13 protein-coding genes are annotated in these 15,398 nt (G+C 69.1%); 8 read left to right on the top strand and 5 right to left on the bottom strand.

Going from position 1 to position 15,398, the window contains the following annotated elements:
* Positions 1-245: 245 nt before the first annotated feature.
* From FHJ30_RS14075 to FHJ30_RS14065, 3 genes are all read right to left on the bottom strand, one after another.
* The gene (locus FHJ30_RS14075; RefSeq protein WP_139029895.1) at positions 246-1,922 is read right to left on the bottom strand and encodes a formate--tetrahydrofolate ligase; all 1,677 of its coding nucleotides are present in this window, start codon (positions 1,920-1,922) and stop codon (positions 246-248) included.
* Positions 1,923-1,973: 51 nt separating this feature from the next.
* Positions 1,974-3,239, bottom strand: coding sequence for a D-inositol-3-phosphate glycosyltransferase (mshA, locus tag FHJ30_RS14070; RefSeq protein ID WP_139029894.1), 1,266 nt, complete (start codon positions 3,237-3,239; stop codon positions 1,974-1,976).
* A 75-nt stretch (positions 3,240-3,314) separates the two neighbouring features.
* A complete protein-coding gene (locus tag FHJ30_RS14065; RefSeq protein WP_139029893.1) occupies positions 3,315-4,757 on the bottom strand; it encodes a 6-phospho-beta-glucosidase in 1,443 nt (480 codons plus the stop codon).
* Between the two features lie 69 nt (positions 4,758-4,826).
* On the opposite strand from FHJ30_RS14065, the gene FHJ30_RS14060 reads away from it, so the two are divergent.
* The 6 genes from FHJ30_RS14060 to tsaD are packed head-to-tail and all read left to right on the top strand — an operon-like array spanning position 4,827 to position 10,104.
* The gene (locus FHJ30_RS14060; RefSeq protein WP_139029892.1) at positions 4,827-5,918 is read left to right on the top strand and encodes a carbohydrate kinase family protein; all 1,092 of its coding nucleotides are present in this window, start codon (positions 4,827-4,829) and stop codon (positions 5,916-5,918) included.
* A 41-nt stretch (positions 5,919-5,959) separates the two neighbouring features.
* On the top strand, positions 5,960-7,180 hold the full coding sequence (gene alr / locus FHJ30_RS14055; RefSeq protein WP_139029891.1) for an alanine racemase: 1,221 nt from the start codon (positions 5,960-5,962) through the stop codon (positions 7,178-7,180).
* Positions 7,177-7,788, top strand: a complete 612-nt coding sequence (gene tsaE / locus FHJ30_RS14050; protein WP_139029890.1) for a tRNA (adenosine(37)-N6)-threonylcarbamoyltransferase complex ATPase subunit type 1 TsaE — start codon at positions 7,177-7,179, stop codon at positions 7,786-7,788. Before alr ends, tsaE begins: the two co-directional genes overlap by 4 nt.
* On the top strand, positions 7,788-8,459 hold the full coding sequence (gene tsaB, locus FHJ30_RS14045) for a tRNA (adenosine(37)-N6)-threonylcarbamoyltransferase complex dimerization subunit type 1 TsaB (RefSeq protein ID WP_139029889.1): 672 nt from the start codon (positions 7,788-7,790) through the stop codon (positions 8,457-8,459). The genes tsaE and tsaB overlap by 1 nt, the downstream gene beginning before the upstream one ends.
* Positions 8,460-8,497: 38 nt before the next feature.
* Positions 8,498-9,007, top strand: coding sequence for a ribosomal protein S18-alanine N-acetyltransferase (gene rimI, locus FHJ30_RS14040; RefSeq protein ID WP_139029901.1), 510 nt, complete (start codon positions 8,498-8,500; stop codon positions 9,005-9,007).
* A complete protein-coding gene (tsaD, locus tag FHJ30_RS14035) occupies positions 9,004-10,104 on the top strand; it encodes a tRNA (adenosine(37)-N6)-threonylcarbamoyltransferase complex transferase subunit TsaD (protein WP_139029888.1) in 1,101 nt (366 codons plus the stop codon). The genes rimI and tsaD overlap by 4 nt, the downstream gene beginning before the upstream one ends.
* Positions 10,105-10,216: 112 nt before the next feature.
* On the opposite strand, the gene FHJ30_RS14030 is transcribed toward tsaD, so the two are convergent.
* The gene (locus tag FHJ30_RS14030) at positions 10,217-11,368 is read right to left on the bottom strand and encodes a glutamate--cysteine ligase (RefSeq protein ID WP_139029887.1); all 1,152 of its coding nucleotides are present in this window, start codon (positions 11,366-11,368) and stop codon (positions 10,217-10,219) included.
* 371 nt (positions 11,369-11,739) lie between these two features.
* Between FHJ30_RS14030 and FHJ30_RS14020 the strand changes: the two genes are divergently transcribed.
* On the top strand, positions 11,740-13,173 hold the full coding sequence (locus FHJ30_RS14020) for a glycoside hydrolase family 3 N-terminal domain-containing protein (RefSeq protein WP_139029900.1): 1,434 nt from the start codon (positions 11,740-11,742) through the stop codon (positions 13,171-13,173).
* A 109-nt stretch (positions 13,174-13,282) separates the two neighbouring features.
* Positions 13,283-14,080 (top strand): shikimate 5-dehydrogenase, encoded by a 798-nt coding sequence (locus tag FHJ30_RS14015; protein ID WP_139029899.1) that lies wholly within the window; start codon positions 13,283-13,285, stop codon positions 14,078-14,080.
* On the opposite strand, the gene FHJ30_RS14010 is transcribed toward FHJ30_RS14015, so the two are convergent.
* Positions 14,064-15,362, bottom strand: coding sequence for a class I SAM-dependent methyltransferase (locus FHJ30_RS14010; protein ID WP_139029886.1), 1,299 nt, complete (start codon positions 15,360-15,362; stop codon positions 14,064-14,066). The genes FHJ30_RS14015 and FHJ30_RS14010 overlap by 17 nt on opposite strands.
* Positions 15,363-15,398: the final 36 nt, after the last annotated feature.

Genomic DNA, 15,398 nt, shown 5'->3' with positions numbered 1-15,398 from the left:
GACGATCCTCTCTCACTTAATGTGGGTATTCACGCGGCGCTCTCTCACTCCGGTGGGGGAGCGCCGCGTCGTTTGGGCCGGGTGGGCATGCCGACGCGACCCTTGTGGCCGCACTGGCGGCGGCCGCCAGAGTCCCTGACTCGCCGGAACATGCGAGAGGATCGCCGGAAAGCCCACGTTAAGTGAGAGAGCGTTAGGAAAAAGCCCACGTTAAGTGAGAGAGCGTCGCAGGGGGCGGCGGGGCGCTAGGCGAGGCCCACGGGGTTGCCGTCGCTGTCCACGTCCATCCGCATTGCCGCCGGGGCCGCAGGCAGGCCCGGCATGGTCATGACCGCTCCGGTCAGCGCCACAATGAACCCTGCTCCGGTCTTGGGCAGGAGGTCCCGCACGTGGATGGTGAAGCCCTTGGGCGCGCCAAGGCGGGAGGCGTCGTCCGTAAACGAGTACTGCGTCTTGGCCATGCACACCGGCAGCCCGCCCCACCCGTTCCGTTCAATATCCGCCAGCCGCTTCAGGGCAGGAACCGAGAAATCCACGCCGTCCGCCCCGTAGATCTCCTGGGCGATGGTCCGGATCTTGTCCTCCACCGGCAGTTCCAGGGGGTACAGGTGCCGGAAGCTGTTCGGGCGGGCGGCTACCTGGGCTACAACCGCGGCAAGTTCGTCCCCGCCGTCGCCTCCGCCCCCATGCCCCCAGACATCGGCGACGGCGGCCGGAACGCCCTCCGCGGCGCACCAGGCCAGCAGCCAGTCGAGTTCCTCAGCGGAATCGGACGCGAACCTGTTGATGGCCACCACGGGCGGCACCCCGAACTTCTCCACGTTCCGGACGTGCCGGCGCAGGTTTGCCACACCGGCCTCGAGGGCGGCCAGGTCCGGCACGGTGAGCTGGTCCTTGGCCACCCCGCCCTGCATTTTCAGGGCGCGCACGGTTGCCACCACCACAACCGCTGAAGGCGCCAGGCCGGCGGTCCGGGCCTTGATGTCCATGAACTTTTCGGCGCCCAGGTCGGCGCCGAAGCCAGCTTCCGTGACCACGATGTCCGCCAGCCGCCGGGCCGTCTGGGTGGCAATCAGCGAGTTGCAGCCGTGGGCAATATTGGCGAAGGGACCGCCGTGGACAAGGGCGGGGGTGCCGGCGATGGTCTGCACCAGGTTGGGTTTGATGGCTTCCTTCAGCAGGAGCGTCAGCGCACCCTGCACGCCCAGGTCCGCAACCGTGACAGGGGCCCGGTCGAAGGTGTAGCCGAACGCGATCCGGCCCAGCCGGGAACGGAGGTCTGCCACATCAGTCGCCAGGCAGAAGACCGCCATGATTTCGGACGCCACCGTGATGTCGAAACCGTCCTGCCGCGGAATCCCCTGGGTGGGCCCGCCCAGCCCGATGACCACTTCCCGCAGGGCGCGGTCGTTCATGTCCAGGACCCGTTTGAACGTCATGCGCCGGGGGTCGATGTTGAGCTGGTTCCCCTGGTAGATGTGGTTGTCCACCAGCGCCATCAGGGCATTGTTGGCGGCCGTCACGGCGTGGAAATCGCCGGTGAAGTGGAGGTTGATTTCGTCCATCGGCAGCACCTGGGAGTAGCCGCCGCCGGTGGCGCCGCCCTTCATGCCCAGGACCGGGCCCAGCGACGGCTCGCGCAGGGCGATCATCACCTTGTGGCCCGCCCGGGCCAGGGAGTCCGCCAGCCCCACCGTGGTGGTGGACTTCCCCTCGCCGGCGGGCGTGGGGGACATTGCGGAGACCAGCACCACCTTCCCGGCCGGAGCAGGAGCCTGCAGCCGCGCGGGGTCGATCTTCGCCTTGTAGCGCCCGTACTGTTCCAGGGCGTCGGCGTTAATGCCGGCCGCAGCAGCTATTTCCTCGATGGGCCGGATCCGTGCCGCCCTGGCGATCTCCAGGTCACTTGGGGTGGAGGGCATCATTGTCCTTCTGTTTGGCGGGTACGGTCAGGTTTCCGTGGAGGGGAACAGTCATGAGGCCGGAAAGGCCTGCACCAGCCGGCTCCCCGAGTAACGGTCGACGGCGGCATGGTAGCTTTCGAGCGTGATCGCCGCGGTGCGGGCCCATCCGGAGTTCTGGGCGCGGATGGCGGCGGCCCGCCCCATGTCTTCGCGGGTGGCGGGATCGTCGTACAGGGCCTCCAGCGCGTCCGCCCAGTCGGCGGCGTGATGCCCGTCCACCAGCAGTCCGGTCCTGCCATGGAAGATCGCCCGTGACAGCCCGCCCACCCGGGTGGCCACCACGGGTGTGCCGCAGGCCTGCGCTTCGAGCGCCACCAGCCCGAAGGATTCGCTGAAGGAGGGCATGACCACCACGTCCGCTGCCCTGAACCAGGCCGCCAGCTCAGGTGCCTTGACCGGCGGAAGCTGCGTGACGACGTCGTCCATTTCCGCCTCGGAGACCAGGCGCCGGAGGTTGAATTCCTTGTTCCCGCTCAACGATCCGAGGATGGTAACCCGGAGGTCGATGTCCGGGCGGCGCCGCCGGAGGAGCGCGGCGGCCCTGACCAGGACCTGGGGCCCCTTCAGCCGCTGGATGCGGCCGGCGAACACAAGGTGGAACGTCCCTGGACCGATGCCGTGCTCTGCCCTGGACCTGGCCCGGAAGGCAGGCGTGAAGGTGCTGAGGTCCACGCCGGGCGGGGCGATGTCGATCCGGTCGTACGTGGCGCCGTAGTGCGACACCAGTTCTGCTGCCTCGGCGCTCGTGTTGGCGATGAGCCGGGCCGCGCCGTCAACAATGTTGTGCTCGCCCAGTTCCCGCCGCCGCGGCTCCGGCTGTTCACCTGATTCGAGCAGGAGGTTCTTGACCTTGGCCATCGTGTGCATGGTGTGGACCAGCGGCACGCCCCAGAGTGCGGACAGCTCCAGCCCCGCAATTCCCGAGACCCAGTAGTGCGAATGGATCACGTCGTAGCGCCCGTGCGGCTGGCGGCGGCGGATCTGCTCGATCTCGGCCACCATGCTGTGCAGCAGGCCCGGAAGCTCTTCCTTGGGGATCTTCTTCAGGGGCCCGGCCAGGACGTTGTGCACGCAGACGCCGGGATCCGGATGTTCGACGGCGGGCTGGTTGGCTGAGGTGGACCGGGTGAAGATCTCCACCTCAACCCCTGCCTCGGCCAGGGCTGATGCAAGTTCGCGGATGTAGACGTTCATCCCGCCGGCGTCGCCGGAGCCCGGCTGCTCCATGGGGGAGGTGTGGAGGGAGAGCAAAGCGACCCTGCGGATCAGTGCCATGGGACCTCCTTCCGGCCACCGGCGTGTCCTGGCAGCGCCGGTAGTGTGCGCATCCGATAAAACACTACTCCTCCCTCAACGCCCGCCACGGCGCCACAGGTCCCGGAGGGCCGGGAACTCCCGCTCGTAGCCCGCCAGCAGCTGCACGGCCAGCTCCCGGGAATCCACCAGGGGATGGCGCGTGAACGCTTCCAGGGCAGCGTCCCGGTTCCCGTCCGTGGCCGCCCGCACCGTCAGCCGCTCCACCTCCTTCACCCGCCGGAGCAGTGCCAGCTGCGGCTCCGGGGGAGCCTGCTGGGCCAGTGGTACGGCGCCGTTGGTGGTCACCGTGCAGGGAACTTCGACGACGGCGTCCGCCGCCAGCCCCGGAATCGCCGGTTCAGCAGTGGCTGGTTGAGCAGTGGCTGGCTGGGCGGCGGGTGGCACGGCGGCGTCCGGCCCGGGTTGCTGTGATGCGGGCAGCGAGTTGCGGGTGTTGAGTATCAGCTGGGTGTCGCCTGCACCGGACAGGGCGTGCATCGCGGCAAGGGCAACCCGCTCGTAGCCGCCGCCCGCCAAGTCCTCCTCGTCCCGCTGCCCACTTTCACTGCGGGCCTCGGCCAGGTAGCCCTCCTCGCGGGACCGGCGCGCCTCTTCCCACAGCCGGAAGGCATCGGTGCCGGCTGCGGCCAGCCGCGGATAAAGCTCCTGCTGCTGGCCGTGGATGGTCTCGCCGCGGGTACGGGCCGCCGCGCGCATCGCCGTCCGCGCGGCGTCGTGCTGGTAGTAGTAATAGAGGTATTCGTTGGGCAGTGCGCCAAGGCCGGCCAGGAACGGCTGCGGGAACAGCCGGCCTTCCTCGAACGAGCCCAGCACCCGCGGGTCCTCAAGTAGCTCCGGCAGCACGTCCCGCCCGCCGGACTCCAGCCGGTACAGCCAGCCCAGGTGGTTGAGCCCGTAGTAGCCCACGCCGTCGAGCCTCCCTTCCGGAAGCGGCGCGCCGGCCGCCCGGGCCGCGCGCTGCACCAGGCCCCCTGCAGAGTCGCAGATGCCGACCACCTTCCCGCCCAGCACGGGAAGCAGCGCCTCCGTGACCATGCCGGCGGGGTTGGTGAAGTTGATCAGCCAGGCATCCGGGCAATGCTCCTTCATCAGCCGGGTCAGGCGGAGCATGTGCGGGATGGTCCGCAGGGCGTAGGAAATGCCGCCGGCGCCGGTTGTCTCCTGGCCCAGCAGGCCAAGATCCTGCGCCACTCTTTCGTCCGCAATCCGTCCCGCGGTACCGCCCGGCCGGATGGCGGCGAACACCATCCCGGCACCTGCCAGCGCCTCCACAAGGTCGGTGGTGGGATGGACGGCAAGGCGCGCACCCGGCGCTTCCGGCATGCTGCGGAGAACAGCGGTGACAGCATCGAGGCGGGCGGGGTCGACGTCGTACAGCACAAGGTCGGTGACCATCCCGGCAAAGCGGCCGGATGCCAGTGCCCGGTAGATCAGCGGCACCCGGAAACCCCCGCCGCCGGCAATAAGAAGCCGCATAACCAGCAGTCTAGGCCCGTGCCGGGCGGGCCCCTACCGGATGTCAGCGGCAGGGCGTAGTGTGCGGACATGGACGCGATCCCAGCCCGCCCGTTCGACCCCCTGGCAGCTGTCCGCCCGCCGTCCACGCCCGGATTCGATGTGCTGCTGGCCGGAACTGTGTTCCAGGACATCATTTTCACCGGCCTTCCGCACGCGCCGGAGCCCGGCACCGAAATCTGGAGCGACGGCATGGGCAGCTGCCCCGGCGGGGTTGCCAACCAGGCCATCGCTGCGGCCCGGCTGGGCCTGAAGACAGGGCTGGCGGCCGCGTTCGGGGACGACGGCTACGGGGACTTCAACTGGAAGATCCTGTCCGGCCAGGAGCATGTGGACCTCACGCTGTCGCAAAAAGTGCCCGGCTGGCACTCGCCCGTCACAGTCTCCCTCTGCGTGGAGAAGGACCGGTCCATGGTGACCCACGGCCACGCAGCCCCGATCACCTCCTCCGAGCTGATCGGGGACCCGCCCCCGGCGCTCGCCGGCATCGCGGAAGTGGGCAGGGAGATCGAGCCGTGGGCCAAGGCAGCGCACCACGCGGGGGTCAAGCTGTTCGGCGACGTCGGCTGGGACCCCAGCGGAGAATGGGCGCCCGCCCGGCTGGACAACCTGCAGTACTTCCATGCCTTCCTCCCCAACCAGCGCGAGGCCATGGCCTTCACGGGGAAGGACGATCCGTGGACCGCCCTCTACGCGCTGGCGGACCGGGTCCCGGTGGCGGTGGTGACGCTCGGCGCCCAGGGCGCGATGGCCGTGGATTCCGAGACGGGGGAAGAGGAATGGGTACCGTCGCTGCCGGTCAAGGCCTACGATCCCACCGGCGCGGGGGACTGCTTCGACGCCGCGTTCATCGTTGGCAGCCTGGCCGGCTGGCCGCTGGGGAACAGGCTGCGCTTCGCCAACCTCTGCGCCTCGCTGGCGGTGCAGGAGGTGGGCGGATCGCTGGCTGCCCCCGGCTGGGGCGACATTGCTGACTGGTGGAAGCGCGCCAACGCTCGTCCCGAACGGCAGACGAGCCAATGGCTGCGGCGCTTCGGCTTCCTCGCCGACATCATCCAGGATGTCCCGCTCGCCGCCCAGCGCCGGGCGTCGGCCACCATCGCCCACCTCTCGGACGCCTGACGGATTATTCGGCCTGAAGCGCCAGCACTAGAATCACTAGGGTGACTTACCCCGCAACAACCGGAGAATCCAGTGCTGCCCCGGGGCACGGCCCCCGATATGAACGGTCCGCCGTGATCGACCTCGACGCCATCCGGCACAACGTCCGGCGCCTGGCCGCTGCCGCGTCCCCGGCGAAAGTCATGGCCGTGGTGAAGGCTGACGCGTACGGGCACGGCGCGGTTCCGGTGGCGCGGGCCGCCCTGGAGGCAGGCGCCTCCTGGCTGGGGGTGGCCCACATTTCCGAGGCGCTGGCGCTGCGCGCTGCCGGCATCGAGGCGCCGCTGCTCGCCTGGCTGCACACCACGGAAAGCAACTTTGGTGCTGCCGTGGCGGCCGGCGTCGATATTGGCTGCTCGGGCTGGGAGCTGGAAAGCATCGTGGCCGCGGCCCGGGAACAGGAGCGCCCCGCCCGCATCCACCTGAAAGTGGACACCGGCCTGGGACGGAACGGAGCCGCCCTGGACACCTGGGACCAGCTGGTGGGCGAAGCCATGGAATACCAGGACCAGGGCCTGCTGCGAGTGGTGGGAATCTTCTCCCACCTTGCGGTTGCCGATGAGCCCGAGCGCCCCGAAACAGACCAGCAGCTGGCCACGTTCCGGGAAGTCCTCGCCGTTGCCGAGGACGCCGGCGTGGACCCGGAGGTCCGGCACCTGGCCAACACCCCGGCCACGCTCTCCCGGCCGGACACCCACTTCGACCTGGTCCGGGTGGGCCTTGGCATTTACGGTCTCTCGCCCTTCAGCGGGCAGAGCTCCGCCGAGCTGGGACTCCGACCGGCCATGACCGTGCGGACCCTGGTGTCACAGTGCAAGGGCGTGCCGGACGGCCAAGGCGTCTCCTACGGCCTCCGCTACCACACCAGCGGCCCCAGCACGCTGGGACTGATTCCGATGGGCTATGCCGACGGCGTCCCGCGCGTTGCCACCGGCGGGCCGGTGCGGGTGGCGGGCAGGACATACCCCGTGGTGGGCAGGATTGCGATGGACCAGATGGTCATTGACATGGGCGACGACGGCCCCGCCGGCGCGGACCTGCTGGGCGCGGAGGCGGAGCTGTTCGGCGACGGCGCGGACGGCGGCCCTACCGCCGATGACTGGGCGCGCGCAGCCGGAACCATCAATTACGAGATCGTCACCAGGATCAGCCCCAGGGTGCCGCGGTACTTCGTCAACGAAGAGGACCAGCGCTCCGCGTCCAGCCAGGAGACGTCCTCGTGAGCACCAACGGCGAGGCTGCCCTGCCCAACTGGGAAAAGACTTTTACAGCCACGACGGCGGAGCAGACCCATGCGCTCGCCGTCAGCCTTGCGGCGGCCCTGGAGGCCGGGGACCTGCTGGTGCTGAGCGGTGAGCTGGGTGCCGGGAAGACCACCTTTACCCAGGGGCTGGGAGAAGGGCTGGGCGTCCGGGAGGGCATCATTTCCCCCACGTTCGTCCTGGTCCGCATCCACCCCAACCTGGCGGACGGTCCACGGCCCGGCGGCCCGGACCTGGTCCATGTGGACGCATACCGGTTGGGTTCCGCTGCCGAAATCGACGACATCGACCTGGAAAACACCATGGACTCCGCCGTCACGGTGGTGGAGTGGGGCCGGGACCGGGTGGAACACCTTAGCGAGAGCAGGCTGGAGATCGACCTGCACCGGGCGATCGGACTCGGAGCCGGCCTGCCCTCTGCCGGCGCGTCCTCTGCAGAGCTGCAGTCTGCTGGCCTGGACTTCGACACAGAGGACATGGACGAGCCGCGCACCATCGTCATCCGCGGGTACGGCCCGCGGTGGGCTGCCGCCCCTGAACTCGGCGCCGCCACGGAAGGGGTCCGCTGATGCTGGTCCTCGCCATTGACACCTCCGCCGTTGCGAGCGCCGCCCTGGTCTCATCCGATGCCCCCGGGCACGTGCTGGCCAGCTTCTCCACCGAGGACACCCGCAGCCATGCCGAAGTGCTGGCCCCGGGAATCGAGGACCTGCTCGCCGGTGCCGGCGTGGCCGGGCAGGACATCGACGCCCTGGTGGTGGGTGTGGGACCCGGGCCGTTCACCGGACTGCGGTCTGGAATTGCGACCGCCCGGACCCTGGCCTTTGTCTGGGGAAGACCCCTCTACGGGCTGGTCAGCCTGGACGCCGTGGCCCTGGAGGTGGCGGAATCCGCTGCAGCCGTCCCGGAGTTCCTGGTGGTGACCGACGCCCGCCGGAAAGAGGTCTACTGGGCGCGCTACAGCGTTGCGGACGGCCAGCTTCCGGTCCTGGAGGACGGCCCCCACGTCAGTTTCGCGGGCGAGCTGCCGGACCTGCCGGCCTTCGGCGCCGGCGCCGGCCTGTACGCGGATGCCCTGGATGCCCACCCCGGATTCACGGAGGAACAGCCGGACGCCCTGTTCCTGGGAAAGTTCGCGCTTGCCCGGCTGGCGGAAGGCAACGGGCTCCTGGACTCCACCCCGCTGTACCTCAGGGAATCCGACGCCCAGGTGCCCGGACCGAGGAAGAGGGCCTTGTGAACGCCGACCCCCGCAGCCACGGCATCACCGTCCGCGACATGACACTGGATGACATCCCCGCCGTCAGTGCCCTGGAGCAGCGGCTCTTCCCGGTCGATGCCTGGCCCCTGCAGATGTTCCTTGACGAACTGTCCCAACCGGAAACCCGCCGCTACCTGGTGGCGCAGGGCAGTGACGGCATCGTGGGCTACGCCGGCCTGATGTGCATCGAGCCCATCGCGGACGTCCAGACCATCGCCGTCGTCCCTGAATATGAGGGGCGGGGCATCGGCACTGCGCTGCTCACCAGCCTCATCGACGAAGCCCGACGCAGGCGGGCAGCAGACGTCCTGCTGGAGGTACGGGCGGACAACCCGCGTGCCCAGCAGCTCTACGTCCGCTTCGGCTTCGAACAGATCCACATCCGCCCCCGGTACTACCGCGACGGCACCGACGCCCTCATCATGCGCCTCCAGCTCGCCGGCACCCCTGCAACAGGCGCCTCTGCAACAGGCACCCCAGGAACCGGCGCCGACGACGTGAATCCCAAGGAAGGAGGCCAGCCATGAACCGCTCGCAGCCACTGGTGCTGGGCATAGAATCGTCCTGCGACGAGACAGGCGTCGGCGTGGTCCGCGGAACAACGCTGCTGACCAACACCGTGTCCTCCTCGATGGACGAGCACGTCCGTTTCGGTGGCGTCATTCCCGAGATCGCCTCCCGGGCCCATCTGGACGCCTTCGTTCCCACCCTGGAGCAGGCGCTTTCCGAGGCCGGCGTCACCCTCGACGAGGTGGATGCCATCGCCGTCACCTCGGGACCCGGCCTGGCCGGGGCCCTCATGGTGGGCGTCTGCGCGGCCAAGGCCCTGGCCGTGGCCACCGGCAAACCCCTGTACGCCATCAACCACCTGGTGGCCCATGTGGGCGTGGGACTTTTGGACGGGAAGAACGCCGCCCGGCCCGGCACCGCCCCGCAGCTTCCGGACAACCTCGGCGCGCTGCTGGTCTCCGGCGGCCACACGGAGATCCTGAAAATCAACAGCATCACCGACGACGTGGTGCTCCTCGGCTCCACGATCGACGACGCCGCCGGCGAGGCCTATGACAAGGTGGCCCGCATCCTGGGGCTGGGCTACCCGGGCGGACCGGCCATCGACAAGGTGGCCCGCACCGGCAACCCAAAGTCCATCCGCTTCCCCCGCGGCCTGAGCCAGCCCAAGTACATGGGCACCGCCGAGGAGCCGGGCAGGCACCGGTACGACTGGTCCTTCAGCGGCCTCAAGACCGCGGTGGCCCGGTGCGTGGAGCAGTTCGAGGCGCGCGGGGAGGAGATTCCGGTGGCTGACATCGCCGCCGCCTTCCAGGAGGCCGTGGTGGACATCATCTCGTCCAAGGCGGTGCTGGCCTGCCGTGAGCACGGCATCAAGGACGTGCTCCTGGGCGGCGGCGTGGCGGCAAATTCCCGTCTCCGCGAGCTCACCGGCCAGCGCTGCGCCTCCGCCGGGATCCGGCTGCATGTGCCGCCGCTGGACCTTTGCACGGACAACGGCGCCATGGTGGCCGCGCTGGGCGCGCAGCTGGTGATGGCGGGAGTGGAACCCAGCGGCATCCGTTTCGCACCGGACTCGTCCATGCCGGTCACGTCGGTGTCCCTGCCCGCCTGACGGCAGGGCGTCCCGCCAACCGTCGCGGGGCACTTTGGGGGGGCGCCGCCGTCGTAAATCACGAGGGCGGCCGGCGTGTGCGTGTTGAAGTGCCCCGTTTCGGCAGGGGAAGTCAGGCGGTGGGGCCGTTGCGCATCTGCTTGACCAGGTCCAGGACCACGGCCCGTAGGTCCCCGCCGTGTTCAGCGGCAACCTTCCGCTGGCGCTGGTAGCCGGCACCTCGGCGGATGATTTTCTCCACATCAGCAAGTTCGTCGGCACAACGGAGCTTGGCAGCCACGGGCTCAAGCCGGTTCAGGGTCTCCAGCAGGTGCTCGGTGACCAGCTGCTCCTTGCCCGCGGCGTCCAGGATGATGATGGCGTCCATGCCGTAGCGGGCCGCGCGCCACTTGTTTTCCTGGATGTGCCACGGCGGCATGGTGGGGATGGTGCCGCCATTGTCCAGGATGGTTGAGAACTCGTCCACCAGGCACTGGGTGAGGGCGGCGATGGCGCCGACTTCCTCGAGCGTGGCCAGGCCGTCGCAAATGCGCATCTCGATGGTCCCCAGGTTGGGCACCGGCCGGATGTCCCAGCGGATCTCCGAGAGGGTGTCGATCACGCCGGTGGTGAACATGTCCTGGACGTAGGACTCGTATTCCTCCCATGAGCGGAACTGGAACGGCAGCCCGGCGGTGGGGAGCTGCTGGAACATCAGAGCGCGCTGCGAAGCGTAGCCCGTGTCCTCGCCGCCCCAGAACGGGCTTGATGCGGAGAGCGCCTGGAAGTGCGGGAAGTAGTTGACCAGGCCGTCCAGCACCGGCAGGGCCTTGTCGCGGCGGTCCAGCCCCACATGGACGTGCACACCGTAAATGACCATCTGCCGGCCCCACCACTGGGTGCGGTCGATCAGCTTGGCGTAGCGGGCTTTGTCCGTCACCGGCTGGAGCTGCGGCGGGCTGAACGGGTGGCTTCCCGCGCAAAAGAGCTCCACACCCATGGGATCGGTGATTTCGCGGACGGCAGCCAGCGAGCGGCTCAGGTCTTCCTTGGCCTCAGCGGCGGTCTCGCAGATGCCGGTCACCAGCTCAACAGTGTTCAGCAGCAGTTCCTGCTTGATGTGCGGATGCTCGTCGTCATCGTTCAGTTCCGGGTGGCGTGAGGCAACGCCGCGGAGCACCTCATTGGCAACGGATGCGAGTTCGCCTGTCCTGCCGTCCACCAGCGCGAGTTCCCATTCAACGCCCAGGGTTGACTGCCTTGAGGGGGCGAAATCGATCTTCACGCATTTCCTAACTGTCCTGTTTGCCGCTGGCTCACGCCGTCACTGACAGGCTGTTGCCGGCAGGCGAACGGGTGGTTCAAGTCTAGTGCAGGGGTAGCATCGTATTGATGGCCTTGTTCCAACACCTGCGTGACAGTCCTAACAAAACCCTCCCACTCCTGGCGGCAGCCTCTGCCGCAGTAGCCCTGGCGTCCTGTATGGCCGCACCCGGGCCCGTCCCGTCATCGGCCCCTTCCGCTCCAGCCCCGCCCACCCCTACGGGTACGACGACGGCGCCCGCCACCTCCTCGCCGGCACCTGATCCGGGTGCCAGGCCACTGGGTTGGGGTCCCCAGCAGCGCGACGCGGACAAGGCCGCCGCCGTGGCCGCGATGACCACCGAAGAGAAAGCGGGGCAGGTCCTCCTGCCGTTCTTCAAGGGCAGGGAGGTGGAGGCCCACGCTGCCGCCATCGAGCGCCTGCACCTTGCCGGGTCCATCATCATGGGCGACAACGTTCCGCTCGACCCCCAGGGCAGGATGGACGTGCCCGGCATGGCTGCGATCAACCAGCGGCTGGCCCAGGCTGCGGCCGCCAGCGGCCGCCCCTGGCCCGGGATCATCGCGGTGGACCAGGAAGGCGGCCAGGTTGCCAGGCTGGGGCCGCCCCTGACGGAATGGCCCACGCCCATGAGCTACGGGGCAGCCGGGAGCGCGCCGCTGGCCAAGGAGGCAGGGCAGGGGTTGGCGGCTGAGCTTGTGCCGCTGGGGTTCAACGTGGATTTCGCTCCCGATACGGACGTCACCATCGGCCCGAAGGACCCCACCATCGGTGCCAGGTCCATGTCCTCGGACCCGGGCGCTGCCGCCTCCCTCGGCGTCGCGTTCGCCCAGGGGATGCTCGCCGCTGGAGTCCTGCCGGCCGTCAAGCACTTCCCGGGGCACGGCTCGGTGGCCGTTGATTCCCACGTGGGCCTCCCCGTGCAGCCCGCGTCCGTTGCGGAACTCAGCGGCCGCGACTGGAAGCCGTTCGAGGCCGCCGTCGCCGCCGGTTCGCCGATGGTGATGACCGGACACATCGCCGTCCCGGTGCTGGAACCCGGCGTCCCGGCGTCGCTCTCGGGACCCACGTACGCGGCGCTGCGGGGCCTGGGCTTCAAAGGGGTGGCGGTGACGGACGCCCTGAACATGGGCGCGGTGACCAAGCAGTACCCCGGCGGAACGGCCGCAGTGATGGCCCTCGCCGCCGGTGCGGACCTCCTGCTCATGCCGGCCGACGTGGCGCAGGCGCATGCGGCCATTGTCCAGGCCGTTGCATCCGGCAGCCTGCCGGCTGAACGGCTGGATGAAGCCGCCCGGCGGGTGGCCACCATGATGGCGTGGCACGGCCGGACTGCTGCGGCAACCGGTGCGCCGGCGGGAAGCGGGGGATCCCTCTCAGCCCGGGTTTCGGCCGCTGCAGTCACCATGCTCTCCGGACCGTGCACCGGCCCGCTGGTGCCGGGGGCGGTGCGGGTGGCCGGCGGTGGGCCGGCGGACAGGGCCCGGTTTGAAGCTGCTGCCGCCCGGGCCGGACTGTCCGTGGGCTCCGGGCCGCTGGTCACCCTGATCGGCTACGGCGGGCGCGGGGCGGAAGGGGACATCGCCGTCGCCCTCGATGCTCCCTGGCCGCTGCAGGACTCGGCCGCTCCGGTGAAGATGGCCCTCTATGGCCGCAGCGATGGCGCCTTCGACGCCCTGGCCGCCGTCCTGGCAGGAAAGGCGCCCGCCCCCGGGAAGCTGCCCGCCGCCGTCGGAAGCTTCCCCGCGGGAACCGGCTGCCCCTAGCCCAACTAAGTAGCGCTAAGTGTCGTTTTGAACCCCCAAAACGACACTTGGCGCTACCCAGTTGGGAGGGAGCGGGTTAAATGGTGGGGTGCCCATTCTGAATAAAGACATGACCCTCTGCATCTCGCTCTCGGCCCGGCCCAGCAACAACGGGACCCGCTTCCACAACCACCTGTATGAGCAGCTGAACCTCAACTGGATCTACAAGGCGTTCGCCCCCACCAACCTGGAACAGGCAATCGCCGGGGTCCGCGGCCTGGGCATCCGCGGCTGTGCCATCTCGATGCCGTACAAGGAAGACGTGATCGCCCTCGTGGACGAGATGGACCCTTCCGCGAAGGCCATCGACTCCGTGAACACCATTGTGAACACGGACGGGCACCTCAAGGCCTACAACACCGACTACACGGCAATCGAACAGCTTCTGGCCACCAACAAGGTGCCCACCGGCTACTCCGTCCTGGTCCAGGGCGCTGGCGGGATGGCCAAGGCGACCGTCGCGGCGCTGCGCGACGCCGGCTTCACCGACGTCACTGTCCTCGCGCGGAACGAAAGCACGGGCCGGGCGCTCGCCGAACAGTACGGCTTCCAATGGCGGGCAGCGCTCGACGGCGGAACGGCGGACCTGATCATCAACGTCACCCCCATCGGCATGGCCGGAGGGCCGGAGGCTGAGTCGCTCGCCTTTCCGCAGGAAGCGATCGCCGCCGCCCGCGTGGTGTTCGACGTCGTTGCGCTGCCTGCCGAGACGCCACTGGTCAAGGCAGCACGGGCGGCAGGTAAGCCGGTAATTACGGGTGCGGAAGTGGCCACCATCCAGGCGCTGGAGCAGTTTGTGCTCTACACCGGCGTCCGGCCCACCGCCGGGCAGGTGCGTGCCGCCGAGGAGTTCATGCGCGCGCAGTAGCCGTTTCTTCGCCGGCAGTGCCCTGCACCGGCTCCACCACGATGGCCACCCGGTCCTCCCCGATGCGGGTCAGGACCAGGGTGGCTGTTTTGGCCCCGGCCTTCTTGCCAGCTGCTTTCCCCCCTGCATTCTTCCCGGCTGGGTTCTTCCCTGCGGGCAGCAACTGCTTGCGCAGTTCTTCGGGTGTGACGGCGGTGCCGCGCTTCTTGATGTCCAGCACGCCGATGCCCTCCGCCTTCACCCAGGCCTTCAGCGCCTTCACGTTGTACGGCATCACGTCCAGGACCTTGTAGGCGCGTGCGAACGGGGTGTCCACCAGGCGCGGGGCGCAGATGTAGGCGATGTGCTCATCCACCAGGTGCCCGTCCAGCTGCAGTGCGACGTCGGCCACCAGGCCGGCCCGGATCACGGCGCCGTCCGGTTCGTACAGGTATCCCTCCACCGGCCCCACCGGTGCCGCTGGCCCCGCCCCGAAGTCCTCGCCGCTGGTCAGCTCGGCCGCGCCCTGGGCGCCGAGCACCAGCGCAGCCCGGCGGACTCCGGGCCGGCGCACCGCGTTGAACCACAGCGCCACCTCGGTGACGTCGCCGGCTACCGAAACCCACTGCGCCTCACAGCCGGGCGGAACGGACTCATGCGGCATGCCGGGCCCCATCTTGACGCCCACGGCCAGCCCGGACGCCGCCAGCTTCTCCACGAAGGACAACGGCGGAGAGAATGCTTCCGGGTCCCAAATCCGTTTGGTCCCCGAACTGGAGGTGACGCGGCGCGCGGGATCCAGCCAGACGCCGTCGACCCCGTCCAGCGGCACAGCCGTGGCGTCCGCGTGGACCACTGTGGCGTTGGGGAACGGAATGAGGTTCACCGTGGCGCAGGCCGCCGTCGTCTCGTCCATCTCGACGGCGGTGACGTTGATGTCCATCGATGCCAGCGCCAGCGAGTCCGCAGCGAGGCCGCAGCCGAGGTCCGCCACGTGGCGGATGCCGGCCTCGGCGAACCGCTGGGCGTGGCGGGCGGCGACGTTCAGCCGGGTTGCCTGTTCCAGCCCCGCCTGGGTGAACAGCATGCTGCGGGCGAACTCACCGAATTTCGCGGCGGCCTTGGTGCGGAGCCTGGACTGGGTGAGGACGGCGGAAACCAGTTCGGCGGAGTGGCCTGCCTTGCGGAGGGCGGAGTTCAGCTCGAAGGATTTCTCCTCCTGGTAGGGGCCCAGGGACGCCAGGAGCTCCCAGCCTTCAGGGGTGAGCAGCGGTGCAATCTGGTCCTGGGGAGCGTGAGCCATGGGTTCCAGCCTAGTGGAGGAGCGGCACGCCGCGAT

Origin of the sequence: Arthrobacter sp. BB-1 (assembly GCF_006151685.1) — a bacterium.
Taxonomy (GTDB): domain Bacteria; phylum Actinomycetota; class Actinomycetes; order Actinomycetales; family Micrococcaceae; genus Arthrobacter.
Note: the sequence above shows the minus strand (reverse complement) of the source record. Positions and strands in the feature narration are given on the sequence as shown.

Coding starts and splice junctions, on each gene's coding strand:
- FHJ30_RS14075 (WP_139029895.1), bottom strand. CDS start 1,922: ATGCCCTCCACCCCAAGTGACCTGGAGATCGCCAGGGCGGCACGGATC.
- mshA (WP_139029894.1), bottom strand. CDS start 3,239: ATGGCACTGATCCGCAGGGTCGCTTTGCTCTCCCTCCACACCTCCCCC.
- FHJ30_RS14065 (WP_139029893.1), bottom strand. CDS start 4,757: ATGCGGCTTCTTATTGCCGGCGGCGGGGGTTTCCGGGTGCCGCTGATC.
- FHJ30_RS14060 (WP_139029892.1), top strand. CDS start 4,827: ATGGACGCGATCCCAGCCCGCCCGTTCGACCCCCTGGCAGCTGTCCGC.
- tsaB (WP_139029889.1), top strand. CDS start 7,788: ATGCTGGTCCTCGCCATTGACACCTCCGCCGTTGCGAGCGCCGCCCTG.
- rimI (WP_139029901.1), top strand. CDS start 8,498: ATGACACTGGATGACATCCCCGCCGTCAGTGCCCTGGAGCAGCGGCTC.
- tsaD (WP_139029888.1), top strand. CDS start 9,004: ATGAACCGCTCGCAGCCACTGGTGCTGGGCATAGAATCGTCCTGCGAC.
- FHJ30_RS14020 (WP_139029900.1), top strand. CDS start 11,740: ATGACCACCGAAGAGAAAGCGGGGCAGGTCCTCCTGCCGTTCTTCAAG.
- FHJ30_RS14015 (WP_139029899.1), top strand. CDS start 13,283: ATGACCCTCTGCATCTCGCTCTCGGCCCGGCCCAGCAACAACGGGACC.
- FHJ30_RS14010 (WP_139029886.1), bottom strand. CDS start 15,362: ATGGCTCACGCTCCCCAGGACCAGATTGCACCGCTGCTCACCCCTGAA.